This window comes from Winogradskya humida (assembly GCF_016862215.1).
Taxonomy (GTDB): Bacteria; Actinomycetota; Actinomycetes; order Mycobacteriales; family Micromonosporaceae; genus Actinoplanes; species Actinoplanes humidus.
In genome coordinates, this window is the sequence record NZ_BOMN01000063.1 from 18,746 (window position 1) to 40,663 (window position 21,918).

Annotated in this window: 16 protein-coding genes; 10 read left to right on the forward strand and 6 right to left on the reverse strand. The window is 67.8% G+C overall.

All coding sequences use genetic code 11. From position 1 onward, the window contains the following. Positions 1-3 precede the first annotated feature (3 nt). Positions 4-864, reverse strand: a complete 861-nt coding sequence (locus tag Ahu01nite_RS24845; RefSeq protein WP_203839024.1) for a methyltransferase domain-containing protein — start codon at positions 862-864, stop codon at positions 4-6. A 98-nt stretch (positions 865-962) separates the two neighbouring features. Between Ahu01nite_RS24845 and Ahu01nite_RS24850 the strand changes: the two genes are divergently transcribed. Then, positions 963-3,173 carry a putative bifunctional diguanylate cyclase/phosphodiesterase gene (locus Ahu01nite_RS24850; RefSeq protein WP_203839025.1) on the forward strand — a complete coding sequence of 737 codons (2,211 nt, stop codon included), beginning with the start codon at positions 963-965 and terminating at the stop codon, positions 3,171-3,173. A gap of 117 nt (positions 3,174-3,290) precedes the next feature. Next, positions 3,291-4,316 (forward strand): Gfo/Idh/MocA family protein, encoded by a 1,026-nt coding sequence (locus tag Ahu01nite_RS24855; protein ID WP_203839026.1) that lies wholly within the window; start codon positions 3,291-3,293, stop codon positions 4,314-4,316. 61 nt (positions 4,317-4,377) lie between these two features. On the opposite strand, the gene Ahu01nite_RS24860 is transcribed toward Ahu01nite_RS24855, so the two are convergent. From Ahu01nite_RS24860 to Ahu01nite_RS24875, 4 genes are all read right to left on the reverse strand, one after another. After that, positions 4,378-5,292, reverse strand: a complete 915-nt coding sequence (locus Ahu01nite_RS24860) for an amidohydrolase family protein (protein WP_203839027.1) — start codon at positions 5,290-5,292, stop codon at positions 4,378-4,380. Beyond that, positions 5,289-6,521 (reverse strand): kynureninase, encoded by a 1,233-nt coding sequence (kynU, locus tag Ahu01nite_RS24865; protein WP_203839028.1) that lies wholly within the window; start codon positions 6,519-6,521, stop codon positions 5,289-5,291. The genes Ahu01nite_RS24860 and kynU overlap by 4 nt, the downstream gene beginning before the upstream one ends. A 22-nt stretch (positions 6,522-6,543) precedes the next feature. Continuing rightward, positions 6,544-6,849, reverse strand: coding sequence for a YchJ family protein (locus Ahu01nite_RS24870; RefSeq protein WP_438874826.1), 306 nt, complete (start codon positions 6,847-6,849; stop codon positions 6,544-6,546). 100 nt (positions 6,850-6,949) lie between these two features. After that, the gene (locus Ahu01nite_RS24875; protein ID WP_203839030.1) at positions 6,950-7,321 is read right to left on the reverse strand and encodes a MerR family transcriptional regulator; all 372 of its coding nucleotides are present in this window, start codon (positions 7,319-7,321) and stop codon (positions 6,950-6,952) included. 493 nt (positions 7,322-7,814) lie between these two features. On the opposite strand from Ahu01nite_RS24875, the gene Ahu01nite_RS24880 reads away from it, so the two are divergent. After that, on the forward strand, positions 7,815-8,177 hold the full coding sequence (locus tag Ahu01nite_RS24880; RefSeq protein WP_203839031.1) for a hypothetical protein: 363 nt from the start codon (positions 7,815-7,817) through the stop codon (positions 8,175-8,177). Between the two features lie 286 nt (positions 8,178-8,463). Here Ahu01nite_RS24880 and Ahu01nite_RS51415 read toward each other — a convergent pair whose 3' ends face one another. Next, the gene (locus Ahu01nite_RS51415) at positions 8,464-8,913 is read right to left on the reverse strand and encodes a methyl-accepting chemotaxis protein (protein WP_203839032.1); all 450 of its coding nucleotides are present in this window, start codon (positions 8,911-8,913) and stop codon (positions 8,464-8,466) included. Between the two features lie 159 nt (positions 8,914-9,072). On the opposite strand from Ahu01nite_RS51415, the gene Ahu01nite_RS24890 reads away from it, so the two are divergent. The 7 genes from Ahu01nite_RS24890 (at position 9,073) to Ahu01nite_RS24920 (ending at position 21,397) form a co-directional block, all read left to right on the forward strand. After that, the gene (locus Ahu01nite_RS24890; RefSeq protein ID WP_203839033.1) at positions 9,073-10,086 is read left to right on the forward strand and encodes a LacI family DNA-binding transcriptional regulator; all 1,014 of its coding nucleotides are present in this window, start codon (positions 9,073-9,075) and stop codon (positions 10,084-10,086) included. 196 nt (positions 10,087-10,282) lie between these two features. Further along, complete coding sequence (locus tag Ahu01nite_RS24895; RefSeq protein WP_203839034.1) at positions 10,283-11,641, forward strand: ABC transporter substrate-binding protein; 1,359 nt, start codon at positions 10,283-10,285, stop codon at positions 11,639-11,641. Positions 11,642-11,655: 14 nt separating this feature from the next. After that, positions 11,656-12,555: a carbohydrate ABC transporter permease gene (locus Ahu01nite_RS24900; protein ID WP_203839035.1), complete on the forward strand. Its 900-nt coding sequence runs from the start codon at positions 11,656-11,658 to the stop codon at positions 12,553-12,555. 11 nt (positions 12,556-12,566) lie between these two features. After that, the gene (locus tag Ahu01nite_RS24905; protein WP_203839036.1) at positions 12,567-13,535 is read left to right on the forward strand and encodes a carbohydrate ABC transporter permease; all 969 of its coding nucleotides are present in this window, start codon (positions 12,567-12,569) and stop codon (positions 13,533-13,535) included. A gap of 11 nt (positions 13,536-13,546) precedes the next feature. Continuing rightward, positions 13,547-15,142 carry a glycoside hydrolase family 13 protein gene (locus Ahu01nite_RS24910; protein ID WP_203839037.1) on the forward strand — a complete coding sequence of 532 codons (1,596 nt, stop codon included), beginning with the start codon at positions 13,547-13,549 and terminating at the stop codon, positions 15,140-15,142. A gap of 18 nt (positions 15,143-15,160) precedes the next feature. Continuing rightward, the gene (locus tag Ahu01nite_RS24915; protein ID WP_203839038.1) at positions 15,161-17,473 is read left to right on the forward strand and encodes a galactose-binding domain-containing protein; all 2,313 of its coding nucleotides are present in this window, start codon (positions 15,161-15,163) and stop codon (positions 17,471-17,473) included. Positions 17,474-17,566: 93 nt separating this feature from the next. Next, entirely contained in the window at positions 17,567-21,397 is a 3,831-nt protein-coding gene (locus tag Ahu01nite_RS24920) for a discoidin domain-containing protein (RefSeq protein ID WP_203839039.1), read from the forward strand. The last annotated feature ends 521 nt before the right edge of the window (positions 21,398-21,918 follow it).

Genomic DNA, 21,918 nt, shown 5'->3' on the forward strand with positions numbered 1-21,918 from the left:
GGGTCAGACCGTGCCGCAGGCCACCCAGATGGTCAGCACCGCGAGGAAGTCGCCGCGCTCGCCGGCCGCGGCGACCTGGTCGAGCCAGGCGGCCCGCAGACCGGCCGGGGCCTTCCACGTCTCCTCGGGCACGCCCGCATTGATCATGGGCAGCACCACGGCGGCCGAGGCCGGATCGGGGAAGTAACAGGTCACCGGGGTGGCCGTGACCTCGCGCAGCCCGTGGTCCAGGAGACGACGGCGAAGCGTACGGCCCAGGTCGTCCTGCACCGGGGTGAGCGGACCCCGCGCGTGCTCGATGACCGCCCTGGCCAGCGCGCTGTCGACGCCGTCGAAGGCCAGCGAGGTCCAGTCGGTGTCGATCAGGCAGACGCGGCCGCCGGTGCGGGTCACCCGGGCCAGTTCGGCGATCGCGCGGCCGGGGTCGTCGACGTGCTGCAGCACCCGCTCGCACCAGACGCCGTCGAAGCTCTCGTCGGCGAGGTCGAGGGCGCCGATGTCCCCGGCGACATAGCTGATCTCGCCGCCCTGGTGCCGCTCCCGCGCCGCCGCGAGCGTTGCCGCCGACCGATCCAGCGCCACGACCTCGCCACTTTGAGCGCCATCGGCCGAGACGCCGCCGGCCGAGACGCCTGGAGCGACCGCGGCGGCCAGTTCGCGTGAGACGTCGCCGGTGCCGCAGCCCGCGTCGAGCAGCCGCTGGCCCGGGGCGGGGCGCAGCGCCTCCCAGGCGGTGTGCCGCACGCGGCGGATCTCCGGGTGACGTGACATCGCCTCGAGGGCCGCCACCAGCATGGCGAGCATGGCGGGCGACGTCCGGTCGAGGTCCGCGAACGGGGTTCGTTCCAGCTGAGCGGGCTCCATGGCGCCATATTGACGCGGCCGGCGGCGCGGTGCAGGCGGCCGTCAACCTTCCGACACGGAAGCCTCACTTTCGGTGGCGATCTACCGATCAGGCTGGCGTGCGCCGCTGGCAGGATGTCATCCCGACCACGACGCTGGGCCGGGTCCGGCTCGGCGCGGTGGCACTGTCGCTCGTCAGCCTGATCACCGAGACCGGGCAGATCGGGGCGACCACCGGATCGCCGCTCTGGGACACGCTGGCCCGGGTTTCGCTGGCCGTGCTCGGCCTCGGGTTCGTGCTCACCTACGCGCTCGGCCGCACCTGGCTCCTCGACCCGATCGTGCTGCCGGCGCTGGTGGCCGTCGCGGGGTCGGCGCTCAAGGACCCGATCGCCACGATCGGTCTGACCATGGTGCTGCTGATGGTCCAGTCGTTGTACGGCTCGTTCCGGTCCTGGGCGGTCCGGTCGTTCTTCGGCATGTTGTCGCTGCCGGCCGCGCTCATCGCCGCACCCACCCCGGTCGGCGCGATCATGGACCTCGGGCGGTCGGCTCAGCTCGTACCCCAGATCGTGCTCGTCACCGCCCTGACCCGGGCCATCTACTCCGCGCTGCGCCGCCAGGAACAGGCCGCCGCCCGGGACGCCCTGCTCGCGCGGGCCGGCAACGAGGTCCTCGCCGCCACCGACATCGCGACCGTGCACCGCATCGCGCTGGAGACCTCTCAGGGGATCATCGCGTTCGCCCCCGGTGTCGCCGTGGTGCTGGTGGCCAGGACCGACGACGGCCTGCTCGTCGCCGGAACGGTCGGCGAGATTCAGGACCTCACCGGTCAGATCCTGCCGCTGAGCACCCTGACCGACCCGGCGTCCGCCCTGGCCACGACCGCGCCACGAATGCGGCACTGGCAGGTGGAGGAGCTGCTCACCGGTCAGCGATACCGGCTGATCGGGGGCGTGCACCGCGTGCCCGAGCCCGTACATGACGCCTTCCGCACGCTCGGCACCCAGGTCCGGCTCGGCGAGGCCAACCTGCGCTCGCACGCCGAGCTCGACCACCAGGCCAACCATGACAGCCTCACCCAGCTGCCGACGCGGGCGAAATTCTTCCGAGAGCTGATCAACGCGGTCGACAACAGTACGCCCGGAGCAGTCGCCCTGCTCAACATCGACCTCGACGACTTCAAGCAGGTCAACGACGTCTACGGCCATCCCGCCGGTGACGAGCTGCTGGTCCGGGTCGCCGAGCGCATCGCCGAGGCAGGCGGCGCGCATGGTGTCGCGGGGCGCCTCGGCGGCGACGAGTTCGTCCTGATGCTGACCGGTCTGAAGGATCCGGTCGAGGCCGAGCAGACCGCTGAGTTGCTCTGTTCGCGGCTGGTCCAGCCCATGCGACTGACGGCCGCCACCGTACGCGTCGGTGCGAGCATCGGCGTCGCCCTGAGCGCACCCCGGACCACCGCCGCCGAGCTGACCCGCCGCGCCGACATCGCCATGTACTCCGCCAAGGCCCGGGGCAAGAACCGGGTCGAGATCTTCAACCCGGTCGAGCACGGCGAGGTCGCGCGGCACCGGACCCTGGAGGACCAGCTTCCGTACGCGATAGAGCGCGGCGAGATCCACGTCTACTACCAGCCGTACCTGGATCTGGGCACCGGCACCTGGGCCGGCGTCGAGGCGCTGGTGCAGTGGCAGCACCCGACGTTCGGTGACGTGGACTGCCGCGAGCTGCTGAACCTCGCCGAACGCACGGGCGACCTCGCGCTGATGACCGCGTACTTCCTGCGCAAGGTCGCCGCGCAGCTCGCGCCGATGCCCACCGGCGCCACGACGCGCATCGGCATGAACCTCAGCGCCCACCAGCTCTTCGACCCGCGCTTCGCCGACACCGTCCTGGACACGCTCGCGGAGTGCGGGCTCGAACCGTCGCGGCTGGCGCTGGAGATCGTCGAGTCGGAGCACATCGACGACGCCCGGGCCCGGCTGCAACTGGACCGGCTCGCGGCGTGCGGCGTACGGATCGCACTGGACGACTTCGGGACCGGTTACGTGTCGCTGGCCTCGCTGCGGGCGTTCCCGATCCACCAGCTCAAGATCGACGGGGCGTTCCTCGACGGCGATCCGGCGGCCCTGGACCTGGTGCTGTCGGTCGGCAACCTGCTCGGCACGGAGACCGTCGTGCAGGGTGTCACCACCGCGGAGCAGCTCGACCGGCTGCGCCGGACCTCCGCCACCGCGGGCCAGGGCCCCTTGATCGCCCCGATCATGACGGCCGCCGCACTCGCCACCCTGCTGACCGACGGCCACGCCCCGATCCCGGGCCGTGCCTGAGACCCCCGGGACGGGGTGGGCTGATGTGGTTGATGAGTAAACGCTGACTGTGGCGAAGATCAGATCCATGGCTTCGCGGCATGGCTCGCGGGGGTCCTGGTTTGTAAGATCCGAAACATGACGGCAACAAGGATCGGACTGGTCGGGTTCGGAGCGGGCGGGCGAATTTTTCATGCCCCGCTCATCGCGGCCGCGGAGGACGTTGAGTTTGCCGGTGTGGTCACCCGGTCCGCCGAGCGGCGGGAGGAGCTGGCCAAGCTGTTCCCGGGGGTCCCCGCGTACGACACGGTGGCCGATCTAGCCGCTGCCGGTGTCGATGCCGTGACGGTGTCGACACCCGCTGACACCCACGCCGGCCTGGCGAAGGAGGCCATCGGGCTGGGGCTGGCCGTCGTGGTCGACAAGCCGTTCGCGCTGGACGCCGAGGCCGCCCGGGAGATCACCACGCTCGCCGCCGACGCCGGTGTGCTGCTCAGCGTCTACCAGAACCGGCGCTACGACTCCGACCTGTTGACCGTCCAGCGACTCATCCGCGAGGGCGCGCTCGGTGACGTCCGGCGCTTCGAGTCCCGTTTCGAGCGCTTCGCCCCCGATCGTCAGCCCCCGGCGGCCGGCGGCGGAACCCTGCTCGACTTCGGCGCCCACCTCGTCGACCAGGCCCACCTCCTTTTCGGACCTTCCACCAGGGTGTACGCCGAACTGCGCAGCGACACCCCCGACGACCTCGACAGCGACTTCTTCGTGGCGCTGCACCACGAGAGCGGCGTCGAGTCGCACCTCTGGGGCAGCTGGCGCCAGGCCGCGCCGGGCCCACGGTTCCGGGTCAGCGGCACCACCGGCACCTACATCATCGACGGGCTCGACGGCCAGGAGGCAGCGCTGAAGGCCGGCCGCTCCCCCGCCGCCCTCGGCGAGCGCTGGGGTGTCGAGGCGGAGCACGCCTGGGGCCGCCTCTACCGCGGCGCGACCGGAGCACCGGTGCGCAGCGACCGCGGCCGCTGGGACGAGTTCTACCCGGCGTTCGGCAAGGCCGTCCGCGGCGAAGGTCCGCTGCCCGTCGACCCGTGGGACTCCGTCCGCAACATGGAGGTCCTCGACGCCGCCCGCATCAGCGCCACCTCCGGCAAAACCATCACCCTCTGACAGCGTCGACGCCGCCGGGGATCACCCCCGGCGGCGTCCACAAAGCACCCACAAAGCACCCTCAGAATTGCCGCGGCTGAACTTCCGGCCCGAGCACCCGAGCGGTCGCCAGCGAATCGGCAAAACCCCCGGCTGAAAGGTCGAGACCACCCGGCACCCAGCACGACTCGACCGCGCCGCAACCCGTCACCGCGCTGAGATCGCCGCCGAAGCCCGTCGCCGCGGTGAAGTCGCTGTCGGAGCCCGTCATCGCGGTGAGGATGTCGGAGGGGGAAAGGCCCGCGAGTTGCAGTGCGCGGATTTCGCGGGCGTTGACTCCGAGCGGCAACGGCCCGTTCCCCAAGTCGGTGCCGTAGCGCACCTTTCCCGCGTACGAGACGAATTGCCGCAGGTTGGCGATGGCGGTCTCGCGTGCCGGGGTTGACGTTCCCCAGCCGTGGATGTCGATGGTGCTGATCCAGGTCATCCGCGCAGCGCAGTCGCGCACCAGTCCCGCGTCGAGCAATTCCGTCCACGGCGTGTGCGCGAGCATGTCCGCACCCGCCTCGAGCGCGGCCTCGACCGTTCCCGGCCCTTCGGCGTGCACGACCACCGGCAGCTCCCGCGAATGTGCCGCCGTGACCAGCGCGGACAGCGTCGACGCCGGCAACATCGGCCCGCCGGCGTGAGCAGTCACCTTGATGAGCGTGGCACCGAAAGCATGTGCCTCGGCGACCGCGTCCGCCGCATCGGCGGGCGAACGGATTTCCCGGCAACTGTCCGGCGGCACCCAGGAACGGTCGGTGGGATAGCCGCCAGGGGCGGTCAGGAACGGTCCCGCGAATCGTTCGATCAGAAACGGCGTCACTGCGGACGGATTCCCGCCGAGATCCCAGACACCCGAGATCCCGCCCGCGCGCAGGGTCGGCAGATGTAGCAGCTGGGCGTGGGCGTGCGCGTCGATCAGTCCCGGCAGAACTGTTCCCGGAAGGTTCACAACAGGCTCCGCAGCGCGTCGAGACCGCGGTACACCTCGGCGAAACTGGTGCTCAGGGGTGCCGGCCCGATGCGAAGTCCGTCGGGCTGGCGGTAGTCCGGAATCACCCCGCGCTGCCACAACGGCTCGAGCAGTGCGGCGAATCCCTCGCGCCGCAGAGTCACGTGCCCGCCTCGCCGTGCCGGATCGCGGGGGCTCGCCACCGTGACACCGTGCGGCACCAGCCATTCGTCCGCCAGGAGCAGCACGTAATCGGTGAGCTGCAGCGATTTCCGGCGCACGGCCTGAATGGTGGCGGTGGACAGCATGTCCAGGTTGGCGTCGAGCGGAACCATTCCGAGGATCGGCGGCGTGCCGCTCAGCAGCGCGCGGATCCCCGGCGCCGGCTCATATCCGGGGCCCATCTCGAACGACGCGCGGTGCCCCATCCAGCCGTGGATCGGCTGCCCTTCGACAACGTCGTGCAACGCGGATGCCACATAGGCGAATGCGGGTGCTCCCGGACCGCCGTTCAGGTATTTGTAGGTGCAGCCGACTGCGAAGTCGACACCCCAGTCGTCCAGCGAAAGCTCCACCGAACCCACTGAGTGCGACAGATCCCAGAGCGTCAACGCACCGGCGGCATGCGCGATCTCATTGACGGCGGCCGCGTCGGCGAGCCAGCCCGAACGATAGGCGACATGACTGAGCAGCACCAATGCCGTCGACGGGGTGACCGCCGCAGCGACCTGTTCCGGGGTGATACCGGCGGCGGGGTCGGTGTCGATCCAGACCAGGTCGAGATCGCATTCGGCCGCGATGCCTTCGACGATGTAGCGGTCGGTCGGGAAGTTGTCCGTGTCGACCACGATCTCGCGACGGCCGGGCCGGGCCGCGACCGCCGCGCGCGCCAATTTGTAGAGCAGCACCGTCGTGGAATCGGCGACCACCACCTGCCCCGGCGCCGCACCGAGCGCCGCCGAACCCAGCCGGTCGCCGAGGCGTTCGGGCCAGGAGAGCCACGGATCGGCCGGCGAATTCCAGCCCCGGATCAACTGCCCGCCCCACTGCGTACGCACAAAGCTGTCCAGCAACGCAGCAGTCGCGCGCAACGGCCGACCGAGCGAATTCCCGTCGAGATACGAGACAACGTCGAAGTCGTCCGGCGCGAGGAACTGCTCGCGCAACGGTGCCAGGGGATCGGCCGCGTCAAATTCGAGCGCACGCGCCTGCAGGGAGGAGGAAGTCACCCCGGTAGAAGATCACAGGAGGTCAGATGTTGACGAGGGTCCCGTTGGTAAGGATCGGACCCCAGTACACCCACTGACCGTCATGGCGGACGAAACGACTGCGTTCCCGCATCTCGCCGGGCTTGCCACGATCGCGGTAGTGCGCCCTGAACTCGACCTGCCCCTCGGCGTCGAACATGCCACCGCCGCTGGACTCGATCACGACGAGGCTGACCCAGCGCAGGTTCGGGTCGGGCTCCACCTCGGCGGGGCGGGTCTCGGGGTGCCACGACTTGAGCACGTAGGCCTCGTTGTCGAGCGCGAAGGCCGCATAACGCGACCGCATCAGCGCCTCAGCCGTCGCCGGGGCCTTGCCTTCGTGAGCGGGACCGCAGCATTCCTCGTAGGGAAGACCGAACCCGCAGGGACAACCAGAAAACGCCATTGCCCTATTCTTCCCTAGCCCCCACGTCGACCGACTGGTAGTAGCGGATCTTCTCGCGGACGTGCGCGCGCTGCAGGATCAGCTCGTCGATCCGGAGGCCGATCTTCGTGTCGTGGTCCTCGAGCAGTTCGCGGCGTTCGGTGACGGTGGTGGTGTCACGGCTCAGCTCGGCATAGCGGCGCATCTGGGCGATGGGCATGCCGGTGTCGCGCAGGCACCGCAGAATGCTCAGCCAGGCGATGTCGTTGTCGGTGAAGATCCGCTGCCCGCCGGCAGTGCGGGAGACGTTTTCGAGCAGGCCGATCCGCTCGTAGTAGCGCAGCGTGTCGAGGCTGAATCCGGTCTTCTCAGCGATCTCACCGGGCGTATACGGCATACACCCATGTTACAGCGACCGGCGGTAGGAGGGTCCGGCCGGAAGGGTCCCCGGCCCTGTTCGACATAAACATCCAGAAGTTGCGGCATGCGGGTCTCAGCGCAATGTCCTGCGGCTTTTGCGACCTGCCGAATGGCCGATGATCGTTCACGCGATGGACGACACGGGGTGTCACAGTGGGGGTGGTGCGCTGAGTCGCGATAGGCCTTCTCGTCGCGGCGCACTCGAAGCACGACGAACCACAGCGCATGGTGACACTACGAGGGCAATTCACAGGCGATCTTGTAGAAGTGGAGTGCGATGACGCAAACCTCCCTGCCTCTGCAGTTCGGAGCACCGGCACAGTGTGACAATGGCCGCCCTCCGCCCGCCACCATTTCCTAACCTACTGAATACTCACCATCTGCCATTCACGCATCCCATGATGCATCTCAACCCGACAATGACACGCCTACCCCTTCCGATCATCCGACTCCCCGAGAAGCATTAAGGGATGAAATACGCGCAGCTGGAAATCTTCACGGCGGTCGAATTGGCATGGCTACGTGATCCCACGCGGCGCCGGAACTACTCCGCGGCAACCGAAGTGTTCCGCCGTGAGCACCGGGTCCGGCGCGCGTTCGGGAAAGCCTTGGGCCATACCGCCCGGCTGCGACGCGACTCCCCCGAGGCGCGGACACCGGACGGCAACCTCAGGTGGATCGAGGCAGCTCGTGCTTTGTTCCGGGCAGCGAACACCACGCAGGCCGACGCTGACGCCGACGCCGAGCGTGACCGCAGGCGTGCCGCCGGTGACCTGTTCGACTGGACCCGTTTCATCAACCGCTGGCAGGTGAGGTACGCAGCCGCCTGCTAGCCCACCAACACCTGACCCGCTCGGGACACCACACCGATGACGCCACGCGTTCACACAAGAGAATCTTCTCGAGCCTCACGCACAACGGCCGAAATCGTCATCTACGGCCATGGGTGAGCCGTGCATTCAGAGAGGATTGTTCAGGACGAGGGCGATCAGGCCGTACACCTGCGGCGATCTGCACCTCAAGGTAGGTCCTGAATAACCCTCTACGTATTGCCTTTACGGGAAGCAGCCGAGGACCGTCCGCCAGCGGTGTGCCCACCTATCGGATCTGGACCCACTTTCAGGAAGCAACGATGTCGCTGACTACCTGCTGGCAGCGGTCGAGTTCCGCGATGAGGTCCCGCATCTCCGCGATCGCTGCGACCGCGTCATGGGTGCCCTCGCGGATGCCGGCGACCTGGTCGCCGATCCCGTTGGTCGCCGTGGCGGTCGCGTTGGCCAGGTCCTTGACCTCGCCGGCGACGACCGCGAAGCCACGGCCCGCCTCGCCGGCCCGGGCGGCCTCGATGGTCGCGTTGAGGGCGAGCAGGTTGGTCTGTTTCGCGATGGTCGCGATCAGCTCGACGACCTTGCCGATCTCGGTGCTGGCTGCTTCCAGCCGCTGGATCACCGCGACGGCCGTCTCCGCGGCGCGGACCGCCGAGCGCGTCGCCGTAGCCATGTCCCCACTGACGTCCGCGAGCCGGTGCGCCGTGGCCATGTCGCCACTGACGTCCGCGAGCCGGTGCATCGAAGAATTAGTCACTGTGATCCGCCCATCGCTCGCCCCGGCCTCAACGTCGCCCCCCTTATCGACCAGGCACGGGTTTTTATCAAGGATCTGCAAGAGCAAGCAGATCGGCGCAAGATGCGGTTCAATTTTTGCAACGGAAAGACGTAAGATTGCGACGTGACCAAACGTCTGGCCGAAGTGGCCAAGAAGGCAGGCGTCAGCGAGGCGACCGTCAGCCGGGTGCTCAACGGCCGCTCCGGCGTCTCCGAGGCGACCCGGGCATCGGTGCTGACCGCGCTCGACGTGCTCGGCTACGAGCGCCCGACCAAGCTGCGCGGCGAGCGGGGCCGGCTGGTCGGGCTCGTCCTGCCCGAGCTGCAGAACCCGATCTTCCCCGCGCTGGCCGAGGTGGTGACCGCCTCGCTCGCGCAGCGCGGCTTCACCCCGGCGTTGTGCGCGCGCACGGTCGGCGGTGTGCCCGAGCGCGACTATATCGAGATGCTGCTGGACCATCAGGTGTCCGGTGTGGTCTTCGCCGGCGGGTCCTACGCGCTGGCCGATGCCGAGCACGGGCACTACAAGCAGCTGCTCGACCGCCGGATGCCGGTGGTCATGGTCAACGGCGGCGTCGGCGATCTGGGGTTCCCGCACATCTCGACGGATGACGCGGTCGCCGTCGAGCAGGCGTACGGGCACCTGCGCTCCCTGGGCCACGAGCAGATCGGCCTGGTCCTGGGCCCGGAGGACCACGTGCCCTCGCGCCGCAAGCTGGCCGCCGTCGCCGAGGTCGCGGGGTGGACCGACCCGAAGGAGCAGTGGCCGGTCGAGCGCACCAACTTCACGATGGAGAGCGCCCGCCTCGCCGCGACCCGGCTGATCGAGCGCGGCATCACCGGCATGATCTGCGCCAGCGACGTGCTGGCCCTCGGTTCGATCCGGGCGGCCCGCCGGCTCGGCCTCGACGTGCCGCGGGACGTGTCGATAGTGGGCTTCGACGACAGCGCGCTGATGACGTGCACCGATCCGCCGCTGACCACCGTGCGCCAGCCGATCGAGCTGATGGGCCAGGCCGCCGTGGATGTGCTCGTCAACCAGATCGAGGGCGCGGCGGCGACCACCGACGAGCTGCTGTTCGAGCCGGAGCTGGTCGTACGCGGCTCGACGGCGCCGGTGCCGCGGAAGACCACATAGACCACAGCTGATCAGCGCAAAGGGCGGGCCCGGCCGGGCTCGCCCTCTTTTGTGTGACCGTTAACAGGACAGTCGCGTTTTTTCTAGTTGCCGTCGACTTCTTGCGGGCTGGAGTTTGACTTTGTATCGTCATCCGCACGTAACAAAGCAACGAGACTCAGGTCACATATAGCCCCAAGGAAGGGCGTAATCCGCCATGTTCAGAACCAGGTTGCGCAGTGCCCTCGGGCTCATGCTCGTCGCCGGGGTCGCCATGTCGGCGGCTGCGTGCGGCGGGGACGACGACTCGGCCGCGTCGAAGGACGGCAAGGTCACGCTCGTGATCAACGGCCTGCCGCCGGCCACCGAGAAGGCCACCCACGACCGCTTCCTCGCCAACGTCGCGGAGTTCGAGAAGGCCAACCCGAACATCGACATCGACCCCCGCGAGGGCAAGATGGACCCGCAGACGTTCCCCGCGAAGCTCGCCGGCGGCCAGCTCGAGGACGTCTTCTACACCTACTTCACCGACCCGGCCAACCTGATCGCCAAGCGCCAGGTCTCCGACATCAGCAAGTACACCAAGGACTTCCCGATCACCTCGCAGCTCAAGCCCGAGGTGCTGCGGGTGTTCCAGGACGACAAGGGCGCCACGTACGGGCTGCCGTACAAGAACTACTCGATGGGTCTGCTCTACAACCGCGACCTGTTCAAGCAGGCCGGCCTGGACCCGGACAACCCGCCGAAGACCTGGGCCGACGTGCGGACGGCAGCGCAGAAGATCACCGCGCTGGGCAACGGGGTCACCGGGTACGGCGACTACAGCAAGAGCAACACCGGCGGCTGGCACTTCACCACCGAGATCTACTCGCTCGGCGGCGAGGTGGCCGTGAACGACGGCGGCACCTGGAAGGCGGCGTTCAACAGCCCGCAGGGCAAGCAGGTCCTGCAGCAGCTCAAGGACATGCGCTGGACCGACAACTCGATGGGCCAGAAGCAGCTGCTCGAGTGGGCCGACCTGCTCAACCAGATGGGCTCGGGCAAGCTCGGCATGTACCTCGCGACCGCCGACAACATCCCGACGATCGTCAACCAGTACAAGGGCAAGTACGAGACGTACGGCCTGGGCCCGATCCCGGACGGCAAGGGCACGCTGGGCGGCGGTGAGGGCTACATGTTCAAGGCGGGCCTGAGCCCCGAGAAGATCAAGGCCGGCCTCAAGTGGCTGACGTTCTGGTTCACCTCGGCCGACCGCTACGAGGCTGAGAACAAGTGGTCCAGCGAGACCAAGCAGCCCGTCGGCCTGCCCGAGCCGGCCATCTTCACCGGCGCGGCCGCCGACACCCAGGCGGCGTCCGACAAGAAGTACGCGAACGTCCCGCAGGCCAACTATGCACCGTTCACCGCGAGCATGGCCACCATCCCGGTCAAGCTCGAGCCGCCGAACGCACAGCAGATCTACGCGACCCTCGACGTGGCGATGCAGAAGGTGCTGACCGACAAGAACGCGAACGTCGACCAACTCCTCGCGGATGCGGAGACTCAGGCCAACCAGATTCTGGCCAGCGTCAAGTGAGTGCACTTCCCACGGTGACCCGCGCGCGTGAGGCGCGCGCGGGTCTCCTGCGCCGCAAGCTTTCCGACAATCTGCTGGCGTACGCGTTCATGGCGGCCGGCCTCGCCTGTTTCGCGCTCTTCTCGTGGTATCCCCTCGTCAAGGGCGTGATCCTCAGCTTCCAGCAGGACAACTTCGTGGTCCCGCCCTACTGGGTGGGCCTCGACAACTACCGGGCGCTGTTCGCCGACCCGCTGTTCTACACGGCGTGGAAGAACACGCTGTTCTTCACCGCGCTGGCCCTGGTCTTCGGCTACGTCCTGCCGTTCTTCATCGCGGTGCTGCTCAACGAGTTCCGCCACTTCAGCGGCTACTTCCGGGTGCTGGTCTACCTGCCGGTGATGCTGCCGCCGATCGTCTCGGTGCTGCTGTGGCGCTACTTCTACGACCCCGGCAACGGCCTGTTCAACTCGATCCTGCGTGGCGTGGGCCTGCCGGAGTCGCAGTGGACCCAGTCGTCGGACACGGCGATGATCTCGCTGGTGCTCATCTCCACCTGGGCCAACCTCGGCGGGGCGACGCTGATCTACCTGGCCGCGCTGCAGAACATCCCCGGTGAGCTCTACGAGGCGGCCGAGCTCGACGGCGCGAGCATCTGGCAGCGGCTGCGGCACGTGACGTTCCCGCAGATGCGGTTCATCATGCTGGTCCTGCTGCTGCTGCAGATCGTCGCGACGATGCAGGTCTTCATCGAGCCGTACGCGCTGACCGGCACCTCGAACCCGGACACCGTCACGGTGCTGGTGCTCGTCTACCGCTACGCGTTCACCGTGAACAACGACTTCGGGCTCGCCGCCGCGATGAGTGTGCTGCTCTTCGTGGTGCTCGGCGCCTTCTCGGCGATCTACCTGCGACTGACCCGAAGCGCGGACTGAGGACAACCCCGATGACTCTGACTGCACCACCAAAAGTTCCGGTCGACGGCGCTCCGGGCGTACCCGTGGCATCGAAAAGAAGGTCCCGGACGGCCGCGAGCGGACCTGCCAGCCGGACCCTGGTCTCGGTTGTTGATCTTCGGCGGCACCGCACGCTGTATTTTGTCGTGCTCGGGCTGACCCTGCTCGTGTTCACGCTGGTGTTCCTGTTCCCGCTGTACTGGATGGTCAGCGGCGCGGTGAAGTCGCCGGCGGAGTTCGCCCGGAGCACGCCGACGCTGATCCCGGAGTCGTTCCATCCCGGCACGTATGTGACCGCGTGGAACAACATGCAGATCGCGAAGTACTTCACGAACACGGTCTTCTACGCGTTCGGCGGCTGGATCATCTCGCTGCTGGTCGACGTGGGGGTGGCGTACGCGCTCAGCAAGCTCAAGCCCATCTTCGGCAAGATCGTGCTGGGCGGGATGCTCGCCAGCCTGATGCTGCCGCCGACGGCGCTGCTCGTCCCCGCGTACCTCACGGTTGTCGACCTGCCGCTGGTGCACCTCAACCTGCTGAACACGCCGTGGGCACTGTGGCTCCCGGCCGCCGCCAACGCGTTCAACGTCTACGTGCTCAAGCGGTTCTTCGACCAGATCCCGAACGACCTGCTGGACGCGGCCGCCATCGACGGCGCCGGCAAGCTGCGCCAGCTGTGGTCGATCGTCCTGCCGCTGTCCCGCCCGGTGCTCGGGGTGGTCTCGATCTTCATCATCGTCGCGCTGTGGAAGGACTTCCTCTGGCCGCTGGTCGTGCTCCAGGACCCGGACCACCAGACGCTGAGCGTGGCGCTGGCCCGGCTGGCCAACACGAGCCAGGTGCCACCGACGGAGCTCATGGCCGGCCTGGCGATCGCCAGCCTCCCGATGATCGTGGTCTTCCTGATCTTCCAGCGCAGCATCATCGGCGGCCTCGGCTCGGGCTCGTTGAAGGGCTGAGACGAACCATCATGAGAAAGCAGGTCACTGTGGCTATTGCCGACCCGAAATGGTGGCGTGACGCCGTCATCTACCAGGTCTACCCGCGCAGTTACGCCGACGGGAACGGCGACGGCGTCGGGGACCTCGACGGGATCCGCGGCCACCTGGGCCACCTGGCCGCCCTCGGCGTCGACGCGATCTGGATGAGCCCGTGGTACCCGTCGCCGATGGCCGACGCAGGGTACGACGTGGCGGACTTCCGCGACATCGACCCGGCATTCGGCACGCTCGCCGACGCGGAGGCGCTGATCGCCGAGGCGCACGAGGCCGGCATCCGGATGATCGTGGACATCGTCCCGAACCACATCTCCAGCGAGCACGTCTGGTTCAAGAAGGCACTCGCCGACCCGGCCGCCCCCGAGCGCGAGCTGTTCTGGTTCCGCCCGGGACGCGGCGAGAACGGCGACGAGATGCCTACCGACTGGGTCGGCGAGTTCGGCGGGAGCACGTGGACGCGTACGCCCGACGGCGCCTGGTATCTGCACCTGTTCACCCCGGAGCAGCCGGACCTGAACTGGGACCACCCCGCCGTGCGCGCGGAGTTCGAGGACATCCTGCGGTTCTGGTTCGACCGCGGCGTCGACGGCATCCGGATCGACTCGGCGGCGCTGCTGTTCAAGGACCGCGACCTCGCCCCGGTCGTCGACGGGCAGCCGCACCCGTTCCACGACCTCGACGAGGTGCACGACGTGTACCGCGCGTGGCGCCGCGTCGCCGACGAATACCCGGACCGCGCGCTGATCGGCGAGGTGTGGATGCCCGAGGTCGAGCGGTTCGCCAACTACCTGCGCCCCGACGAACTGCACGCCGCGTTCAACTTCGACTTCCTCGGCTGCGCCTGGGATCCGGACCTGATGCGCGAGTGCGTGGATCGCACTCTCAACGCGCACCGTACGGTCGGAGCGCCGGCCACCTGGGTCCTGTCCAACCACGACGTGACCCGCCACGTCACCCGCTACGGCCGCATCACCACCACGTTCAGCTTCGAGAACAACCTCGACGGCACCCCGGTCGACCTCGAGCTGGGCACCCGCCGGGCGCGCGCCGCCGCCCTGCTCTCCCTGTCGCTCCCCGGTTCGACCTACGTCTACCAGGGCGAGGAGCTGGGCCTCTGGGAGAACGAGAACATCCCGGTCGAGCGGATGCAGGACCCGATGTACGCCCGCCGCGGCCACTCCCGCGACGGCTGCCGGGTGCCGCTGCCGTGGAGCAGTGACGAACCGCCGTTCGGTTTCACCACGGGCGATCCCTGGCTTCCCCAGCCCGCCGAGTGGAAGGACCGCACGGTGCAGGCGCAGACCGGGGATCCGAGCTCGATGCTGGAGCTCTACCGCTCGGCGATCGCCCTGCGTCGCGTCGAAAAGGGACTGCACACGCCGCACCTGGAGTGGATCGCGAGTGGTGCGGGCGTCCTCGCGTACACCAGGGGCCCGGGTTTTGCCTGTGTCCTGAACATGTCGCCGGAAGCCGTCGAGCTTCCGGAGCACCAATCCGTCCTTCTCCTCAGCAGTCCCCTCGACGGCGAGCTTCTCCCCCAGGACACCGCCGTCTGGCTGCGCTTGTAACACCAGAAAGGGATCCCCATGGCCAAGAGAACGCTCGCCGTGCTGGCGGCCGCCGCGACAGTGGCGGCCTCGGCAACAGCGATAGTCACGTGGTCAGCAGCCCCCGCGCTGGCCGCCGGTCTCTCCCCCTTCGACGTCCCCGGCCGCGGTGCCACCGTCCCGTTCACCGAGCAGGAAGCGGAGAACGCGGCCACCAACGGCACCAGAACCGGAACCAGCCGCTACTACGGTCAGCTGTCGTCGGAGGCGTCCGGCCGCGAGGCCGTCACCCTCGACGCCACCGGTGAGTACGTCGAGTTCACCCTGACCAAACCCGCCAACGCGGTCACCTTCCGCTACAGCATCCCGGACGGCAACGGCGGCGCGGGCCTCGACGCGGCGCTCGACGTGCGGGCGAACGGCACGCTGGTCAAGTCGGTGCCGGTCACCTCGAAGTACGGCTGGTACTACGGCGGTTACCCGTTCAACAACAACCCGGGCGACACCAACCCGCACCACTTCTACGACGAGGCCCGGACGCTGTTCGGGACGACGTATGCGGCCGGGACGAAGGTGCGGATCCAGGTCGCGTCGACCGCGCAGGCGCCGAGCTTCACGATCGACCTGGCCGACTTCGAGAACGTGCCGGCACCTCTGGGGAAACCTAGCGGTGCTATTGACGTCGTCGCGGATTACGGTGCGGACCCCACCGGGGCTACCGACTCCACGGCTAAGATTCAGGCCGCGGTGAATGCCGCCGCCGGCCGCACTGTTTACATCCCGCAGGGCAACTACACGCTCTACAGCCACGTGATCGTCGACCGGGTGACGCTGGCCGGGGCCGGCCCCTGGTACACCGTGCTCGGCGGACGGCACCCCACCCAGCGCAACCTCGCCGCCGGCATCTACGGCAAGTACAACGGCAGCGGCGGCCCGAGCCAGAACGTCACCGTCAAGGACCTCGCCGTCATCGGCGACATCCGTGAGCGCAACGACGACGACCAGGTCAACGCGTTCGGCGGGGCGATGAGCAACTCGGTCATCGACAACGTGTGGATGCAGCACACCAAGGTCGGCGCGTGGATGGACGGCCCGATGGACCGCTTCACCATCCGCAACAGCCGCATCCTGGACCAGACCGCGGACGGCGTGAACTTCCACATCGGCGTCACCAACTCCACGGTCACCAACACGTTCGTCCGCAACACCGGCGACGACGGCCTCGCGATGTGGGCGGAGAACACGCCGAACGTCGCGAACTCCTTCACCCACAACACGGTCGTCGCGCCGATCCTGGCGAACAACATCGTCAGCTACGGCGGCCGCGACATCGTGATGACGGACAACGTGGTGACAGACACTGTCACCAACGGCGGCGGCATCCACGTCGCCAACCGCTACCCGGGCGTCAACGGGCAGACCGGCGTGCAGGGCACGTGGACGCTGGCACGCAACACGCTCATCCGGGCCGGCAACTCCGACTACAACTGGAACTTCGGCGTCGGCGCGATCTGGTTCTCCGCCCTCAACGAGGCGTTCCAGAACCCCACGATCAACATCACCGACACGGACATCATCGACAGCTCGTACGCCGCCCTCATGTGGATCGAAGGCCAGACCAACGGCATCCACCTCGACAACGTCAACATCCAGGGCGCCGGAACGTACGCGCTGCAGGTCCAGGCCAACAGCCAGGTCAGCTTTAACAACGTCCGGGCCAGCGGCATCGCCCAGCCCAACCCGATCCACAACTGCGTCGGCGCCGGCTTCCAGATCACCCGCACCGGCACCAACACCGGCTGGTACGCCGACCCGCCCTTCTGCGGCCCCTGGCCCACCCCGCAGTGGAACAACACCGGAACTCCTCCCACCACCACACCGCCCACCACCACGCCGCCCGTCACCACCCCGCCTACTACTACTCCGCCTGCCACCGGCAACCTCGCTCTCAACCGACCGGCAACAGCCACAGGCCAAGCCGATGTGTACGGCCCGGGCAACGCAGTCGACGGCAACGCGAACACCTACTGGGAAAGCCCGAACAACGCCTTCCCCCAGTCGCTGACGGTCGACCTCGGCCAGAGCCGCCAGGTATCGCGCATCGTGCTCAAGCTCCCGCCCGCCACGGCGTGGGCCACCCGCACCCAGACGCTCTCGGTGCTCGGCTCTTCTGACGGCTCGAGCTACTCAACCGTCAAGGCATCCGCCGGCTACACGTTCAACCCGGCCACGGGCAACACCGCCACGGTCTCGTTCACCGCGACCAACCAGCGCTACCTCCGCCTGACGTTCACCGGCAACACCGGCTGGCCCGCCGGCCAGGTCTCCGAATTCGAGGTCTACACCTCCTGAGAGGTTCCGCCTCGCAAGACCCGGGGAGGGCAGCGTCCACCGATCGCGGCCCTCCCCGTTTTTAACCGCCCTCATGGAAGAAGGCGCTCCCCCATGTCCAAATTCAGGCGATTTGTCGCCGCGGCGACCTCAGCCGCCCTCGTCACCATCGGCCTCCAGCTCATATCCCCCACCACCCCCGCCCACGCGGCCGGCCCCAACCTCGCGGCGGGCAAGACGTTCTCCGCTAGCAGCGTCTCCGACGTCTACGGCTCGGGCAACGCGGGCGACGGCAACGCGAGCACCTACTGGGAGAGCGCCAACAACGCCTTCCCCCAGTGGCTGCAGGTCGACCTCGGCGCGTCGGTCAGCGTCAACCAGGTCATCCTCAAACTCCCCCCGGCAACCGCCTGGTCGACCCGCACCGAGACCCTCGCCGTGCAGGGCAGCACCACGGGCTCGAACTTCGCCGATCTGAAGGCGAGCGCCGGCTACACGTTCAACCCGACGACCGGCAACACCGTCACCATCGACTTCGGCGCGGCGACCACGCGTTACGTACGCCTCAACGTCACCGGCAACACCGGCTGGCCCGCCGGTCAGATCTCCGAGCTCGAGGTCTACGGCCCGGCCACCGGCGACACCCAGGCGCCGACCGCGCCCGGCAACCTCGCCTACACCCAGCCGGCGAGCGGGCAGGTCCGCCTGACCTGGACCGCGTCGACCGACAACGTGGGCGTGACCGGCTACGAGATCTACGCGAACGGTTCGCTGCTCTCCACGGTCAACGCGCTGACCTACCTCGACAACCAGCCGGACAGCGCGACCGTGCAGTACTACGTGCGCGCGAAGGACGCCGCTGGGAACTCGTCGGCGAACAGCAACACGGTCACGCGTACCGGTCAGGGTGGTGACACCACCGCACCGACCACGCCGGGCACGTTGTCGTACACCCAGCCGGCGACCGGGCAGATCCGCCTCGCGTGGGGTGCGTCGTCGGACAACACCGGAGTGACCGGTTATGAGATCTGGCGCAACGGTTCGCTGGCCACGACGGTCAACGCGCTCACGTACACCGACACGCAGGCCACGAACGTCACCGTCTCCTACTACGTGAAGGCGCGTGACGCGGCCGGCAACGTGTCCGCGGCGAGCAACACGGTGACGCGCACGGGCACGATCACGGACGGCACGAACCTCGCCGTCGGCAAGCCGGTCACCGCGTCGTCCAGCATCTTCACGTTCGTCGCGGCCAATGCGAACGACAACGACACCGCGACGTACTGGGAGGGCAGCACATACCCGGCGACCTTGACGGTGGCCCTGGGCGCGAACGCCACCACCAGCTCCGTCGTGGTCAAGCTCAACCCAGGCACCGATTGGGGTACGCGTACCCAGACGTTCGCCGTCCTCGGCCGCGAGCAGAGCGCAACCGCCTTCACGACGCTGGTGAGCTCGGCGACGTACACGTTCAACCCGGCGAGCGGTAACACGGTGACGATCCCGGTCAGCGCGACCGCCGCCGACGTGCGGCTCAGCTTCACCGCGAACAGTGGTGCGCCGAGCGGGCAGGTCGCCGAGTTCCAGGTCATCGGCGTGCCCGCGCCGAACCCGGACCTGACCATCACCGCCCTGACGGCGTCCCCGTCCGCACCGGTCGAGACCGACGCGGTCACGCTGTCGGCCACGGTGCGCAACGCGGGCTCGGCTGCGAGTCCCGCGAGCAACGTCAACTTCTATCTGGGTACGGCCAAGGTCGGCACCGCGAACGTAGGAGCACTCGCCGCCGGCGCATCCGCCACGGTCACCGCGAACGCCGGCGCGCAGAACTCCGGCACGTACGTGCTGAGCGCCAAGGTTGACGAGGCGAACACGGTCGTCGAGCAGAACGACGCGAACAACGCCTACACCAGTCCTTCGAACCTCGTGGTGTCCCCGGTGTCGAGCTCGGACCTGGTGGCGTCGGTGTCCAGCTGGTCGCCGTCGAACCCGTCGGCCGGACAGACCGTCACGTTCGCGGTCACGCTGAAGAACCAGGGCACGGCGTCGACGGCCGGTGGCTCGCACGGTGTCACGGTCACGGTCATCGGCGCGAACGGCACGGTTGTGCGTACGCTCACCGGCTCCTGGACCGGCACCCTCGCAGCCGGCGCTTCCTCGCCGTCCATCACGCTCGGCACCTGGCCGGCGGTCAACGGCAAGTACACGGTCCGCACGGTCGTCGCGGTGGACGCGAACGAGCTGGCGGTCAAGCAGGCCAACAACACCAGCGAGAAGCCGTTCTTCGTGGGCCGCGGCGCGAACATGCCCTACGACATGTACGAGGCCGAGGACGGCACAACCGGCGGCGGCGCGCAGGTCGTCGGGCCGAACCGCACGATCGGTGACCTGGCCGGCGAGGCGTCCGGCCGCAAGGCCGTCACGCTGAACTCGACCGGCGCCTATGTGCAGTGGACGACCCGGGCCGCGACCAACACGATCGTCGCGCGGTTCTCCATCCCCGACAACACGACAAGCTCAATCAATGTGTACGTCAACAATGCAGTCAACATAACGCTGCCACTCAACTCGAAGTACGCATGGCTGTACGGCAACGAGACCGCACCGCAGAATTCCGGCTCCGACCCGCGGCACATCTACGACGAGGCCAACATCAAGCTCACGGGCTCGTTCCCGGCGGGCAGCGTCATCAAGCTGCAGAAGGACAGCGGCAACACCGGCAACATCGCGATCGACTTCATCAACACCGAGCAGGTCGCACCGGTCGCCAACCCGAACCCCGCGACGTACGTCGTACCGACCGGCTTCGACCAGTCGTCGGTTCAGGCAGCGCTGGACGCGGCCCGGATGGACAGCAGCAAGACCGGTGTCTACCTGCCCGCGGGTGACTACCAGACCTCCAGCAAGTTCCAGGTGTACGGCAAGCCGGTCCAGATCATCGGCGCCGGCCCCTGGTACACCCGGTTCTTCACCCCGCAGACCCAGTCGGAGACCGACGCCGGCTTCCGCGCCGAGGCCACCGCGAACGGCTCGACGTTCGCCAACTTCGCGTTCTTCGGCAACTACACGATCCGCCAGGACGGCCCGGGCAAGGTCTTCGACTTCGCCAACGTCGCCAACGTGACGATCGACAACATCTGGGCCGAGCACACGGTGTGCCTCTACTGGGGCGCGAACACCGATCACATGGTCATCAAGAACTCCCGGATCCGCGACACCTTCGCGGACGGCGTCAACATGACCAACGGCAGCACCGACAACCTCGTCGACAACAACGACGCCCGAGCCACCGGCGACGACAGCTTCGCCCTGTTCTCGGCGATCGACGCAGGCGGCAGCGACGAGATCAACAACGTCTTCTCGAACCTGTCATCCACATTGACCTGGCGCGCGGCCAGCGTCGCGGTCTACGGCGGCTACGCCAACACGTTCCGCAACATCTACATCGCCGACACCCTGGTCTACTCGGGCATCACCATCAGCTCGCTCGACTTCGGCTACCCGATGAACGGCTTCGGCGCGAACCCGCCGACCGTCTTCGACAACATCTCGATCGTCCGCGCCGGCGGCCACTTCTGGGGCTCGCAGGTCTTCCCGGCGATCTGGGTCTTCTCCGCCTCGAAGATCTTCCAGGGCATCCGCGTCAGCAACGTCGACATCATCGACCCCACCTACTCCGGCATCATGTTCCAGACAAACTACGTAGGTAACCAGCCCCAGAACATCATCCAGGACACGATCTTCACCAACGTGACCATCACCGGCGCCCAGAAGAGCGGCGACCAGTTCGACGCCAAGTCAGGCTTCGCCCTCTACGCCAACCCGCTCCCCGAAACGGGCCAGGGCCCCGCGGTCGGCTCGGTCACCTTCACCAACCTCCAACTCAGCAACAACTACCGAGACATCGAAAACACCACCTCAACCTTCACCATCAACCGCAACTAACCCTCCCCCGACCTCAGGGCCCGCGCCGATTCGGCGCGGGCCCTGAATCGTTACCTATTAATGGCTACGCGGGCACCTCACTGTGACGCTCCTCTCGGACAGGGCACTTCGGCAAAGATTCACGATGCTGGTACGGGCATAGCTCGGGTCCGCGGTGATCGGGAAACGCCTTTAGGGAAGAACTCCCGGACGATCCGATCCAGGTTTTCGTTGCTACCGGGTTCCCACGGGGAGCGGGGGCGAGAACAATTCACTTCGGAGTGCCGCGCCTTCCCGCCCGAGTCAACCGGGTAGCGGCGCTTCCCGGACACTCGCTACAAGTCACGGAAAGCCCCCGATCGGTTATCCGGAATGACTCATCAGCCGGAGCCCCATGGCGGCGTCCCCGGGCCTGGCGGGGCAGGTCGCGCGGACGTGGGAGGTCGTCGAGCGCGTCAAGGCAGGACACAGCCCGGCTGCCGGGACACCTTTTCGCGGTAGGGGCCACGCCGCTGATGCCTCCGATCGCGACAGGGGGCCAC

What these genes read in the sequence shown, in the direction of transcription:
- Ahu01nite_RS24845 (WP_203839024.1), bottom strand. Translation starts at nt 864, where the DNA reads ATGGAGCCCGCTCAGCTGGAACGAACCCCGTTCGCGGACCTCGACCGG.
- Ahu01nite_RS24855 (WP_203839026.1), top strand. Translation starts at nt 3,291, where the DNA reads ATGACGGCAACAAGGATCGGACTGGTCGGGTTCGGAGCGGGCGGGCGA.
- Ahu01nite_RS24875 (WP_203839030.1), bottom strand. Translation starts at nt 7,321, where the DNA reads ATGCCGTATACGCCCGGTGAGATCGCTGAGAAGACCGGATTCAGCCTC.
- Ahu01nite_RS24880 (WP_203839031.1), top strand. Translation starts at nt 7,815, where the DNA reads ATGAAATACGCGCAGCTGGAAATCTTCACGGCGGTCGAATTGGCATGG.
- Ahu01nite_RS51415 (WP_203839032.1), bottom strand. Translation starts at nt 8,913, where the DNA reads ATGCACCGGCTCGCGGACGTCAGTGGCGACATGGCCACGGCGCACCGG.
- Ahu01nite_RS24895 (WP_203839034.1), top strand. Translation starts at nt 10,283, where the DNA reads ATGTTCAGAACCAGGTTGCGCAGTGCCCTCGGGCTCATGCTCGTCGCC.
- Ahu01nite_RS24905 (WP_203839036.1), top strand. Translation starts at nt 12,567, where the DNA reads ATGACTCTGACTGCACCACCAAAAGTTCCGGTCGACGGCGCTCCGGGC.
- Ahu01nite_RS24910 (WP_203839037.1), top strand. Translation starts at nt 13,547, where the DNA reads ATGAGAAAGCAGGTCACTGTGGCTATTGCCGACCCGAAATGGTGGCGT.
- Ahu01nite_RS24915 (WP_203839038.1), top strand. Translation starts at nt 15,161, where the DNA reads ATGGCCAAGAGAACGCTCGCCGTGCTGGCGGCCGCCGCGACAGTGGCG.
- Ahu01nite_RS24920 (WP_203839039.1), top strand. Translation starts at nt 17,567, where the DNA reads ATGTCCAAATTCAGGCGATTTGTCGCCGCGGCGACCTCAGCCGCCCTC.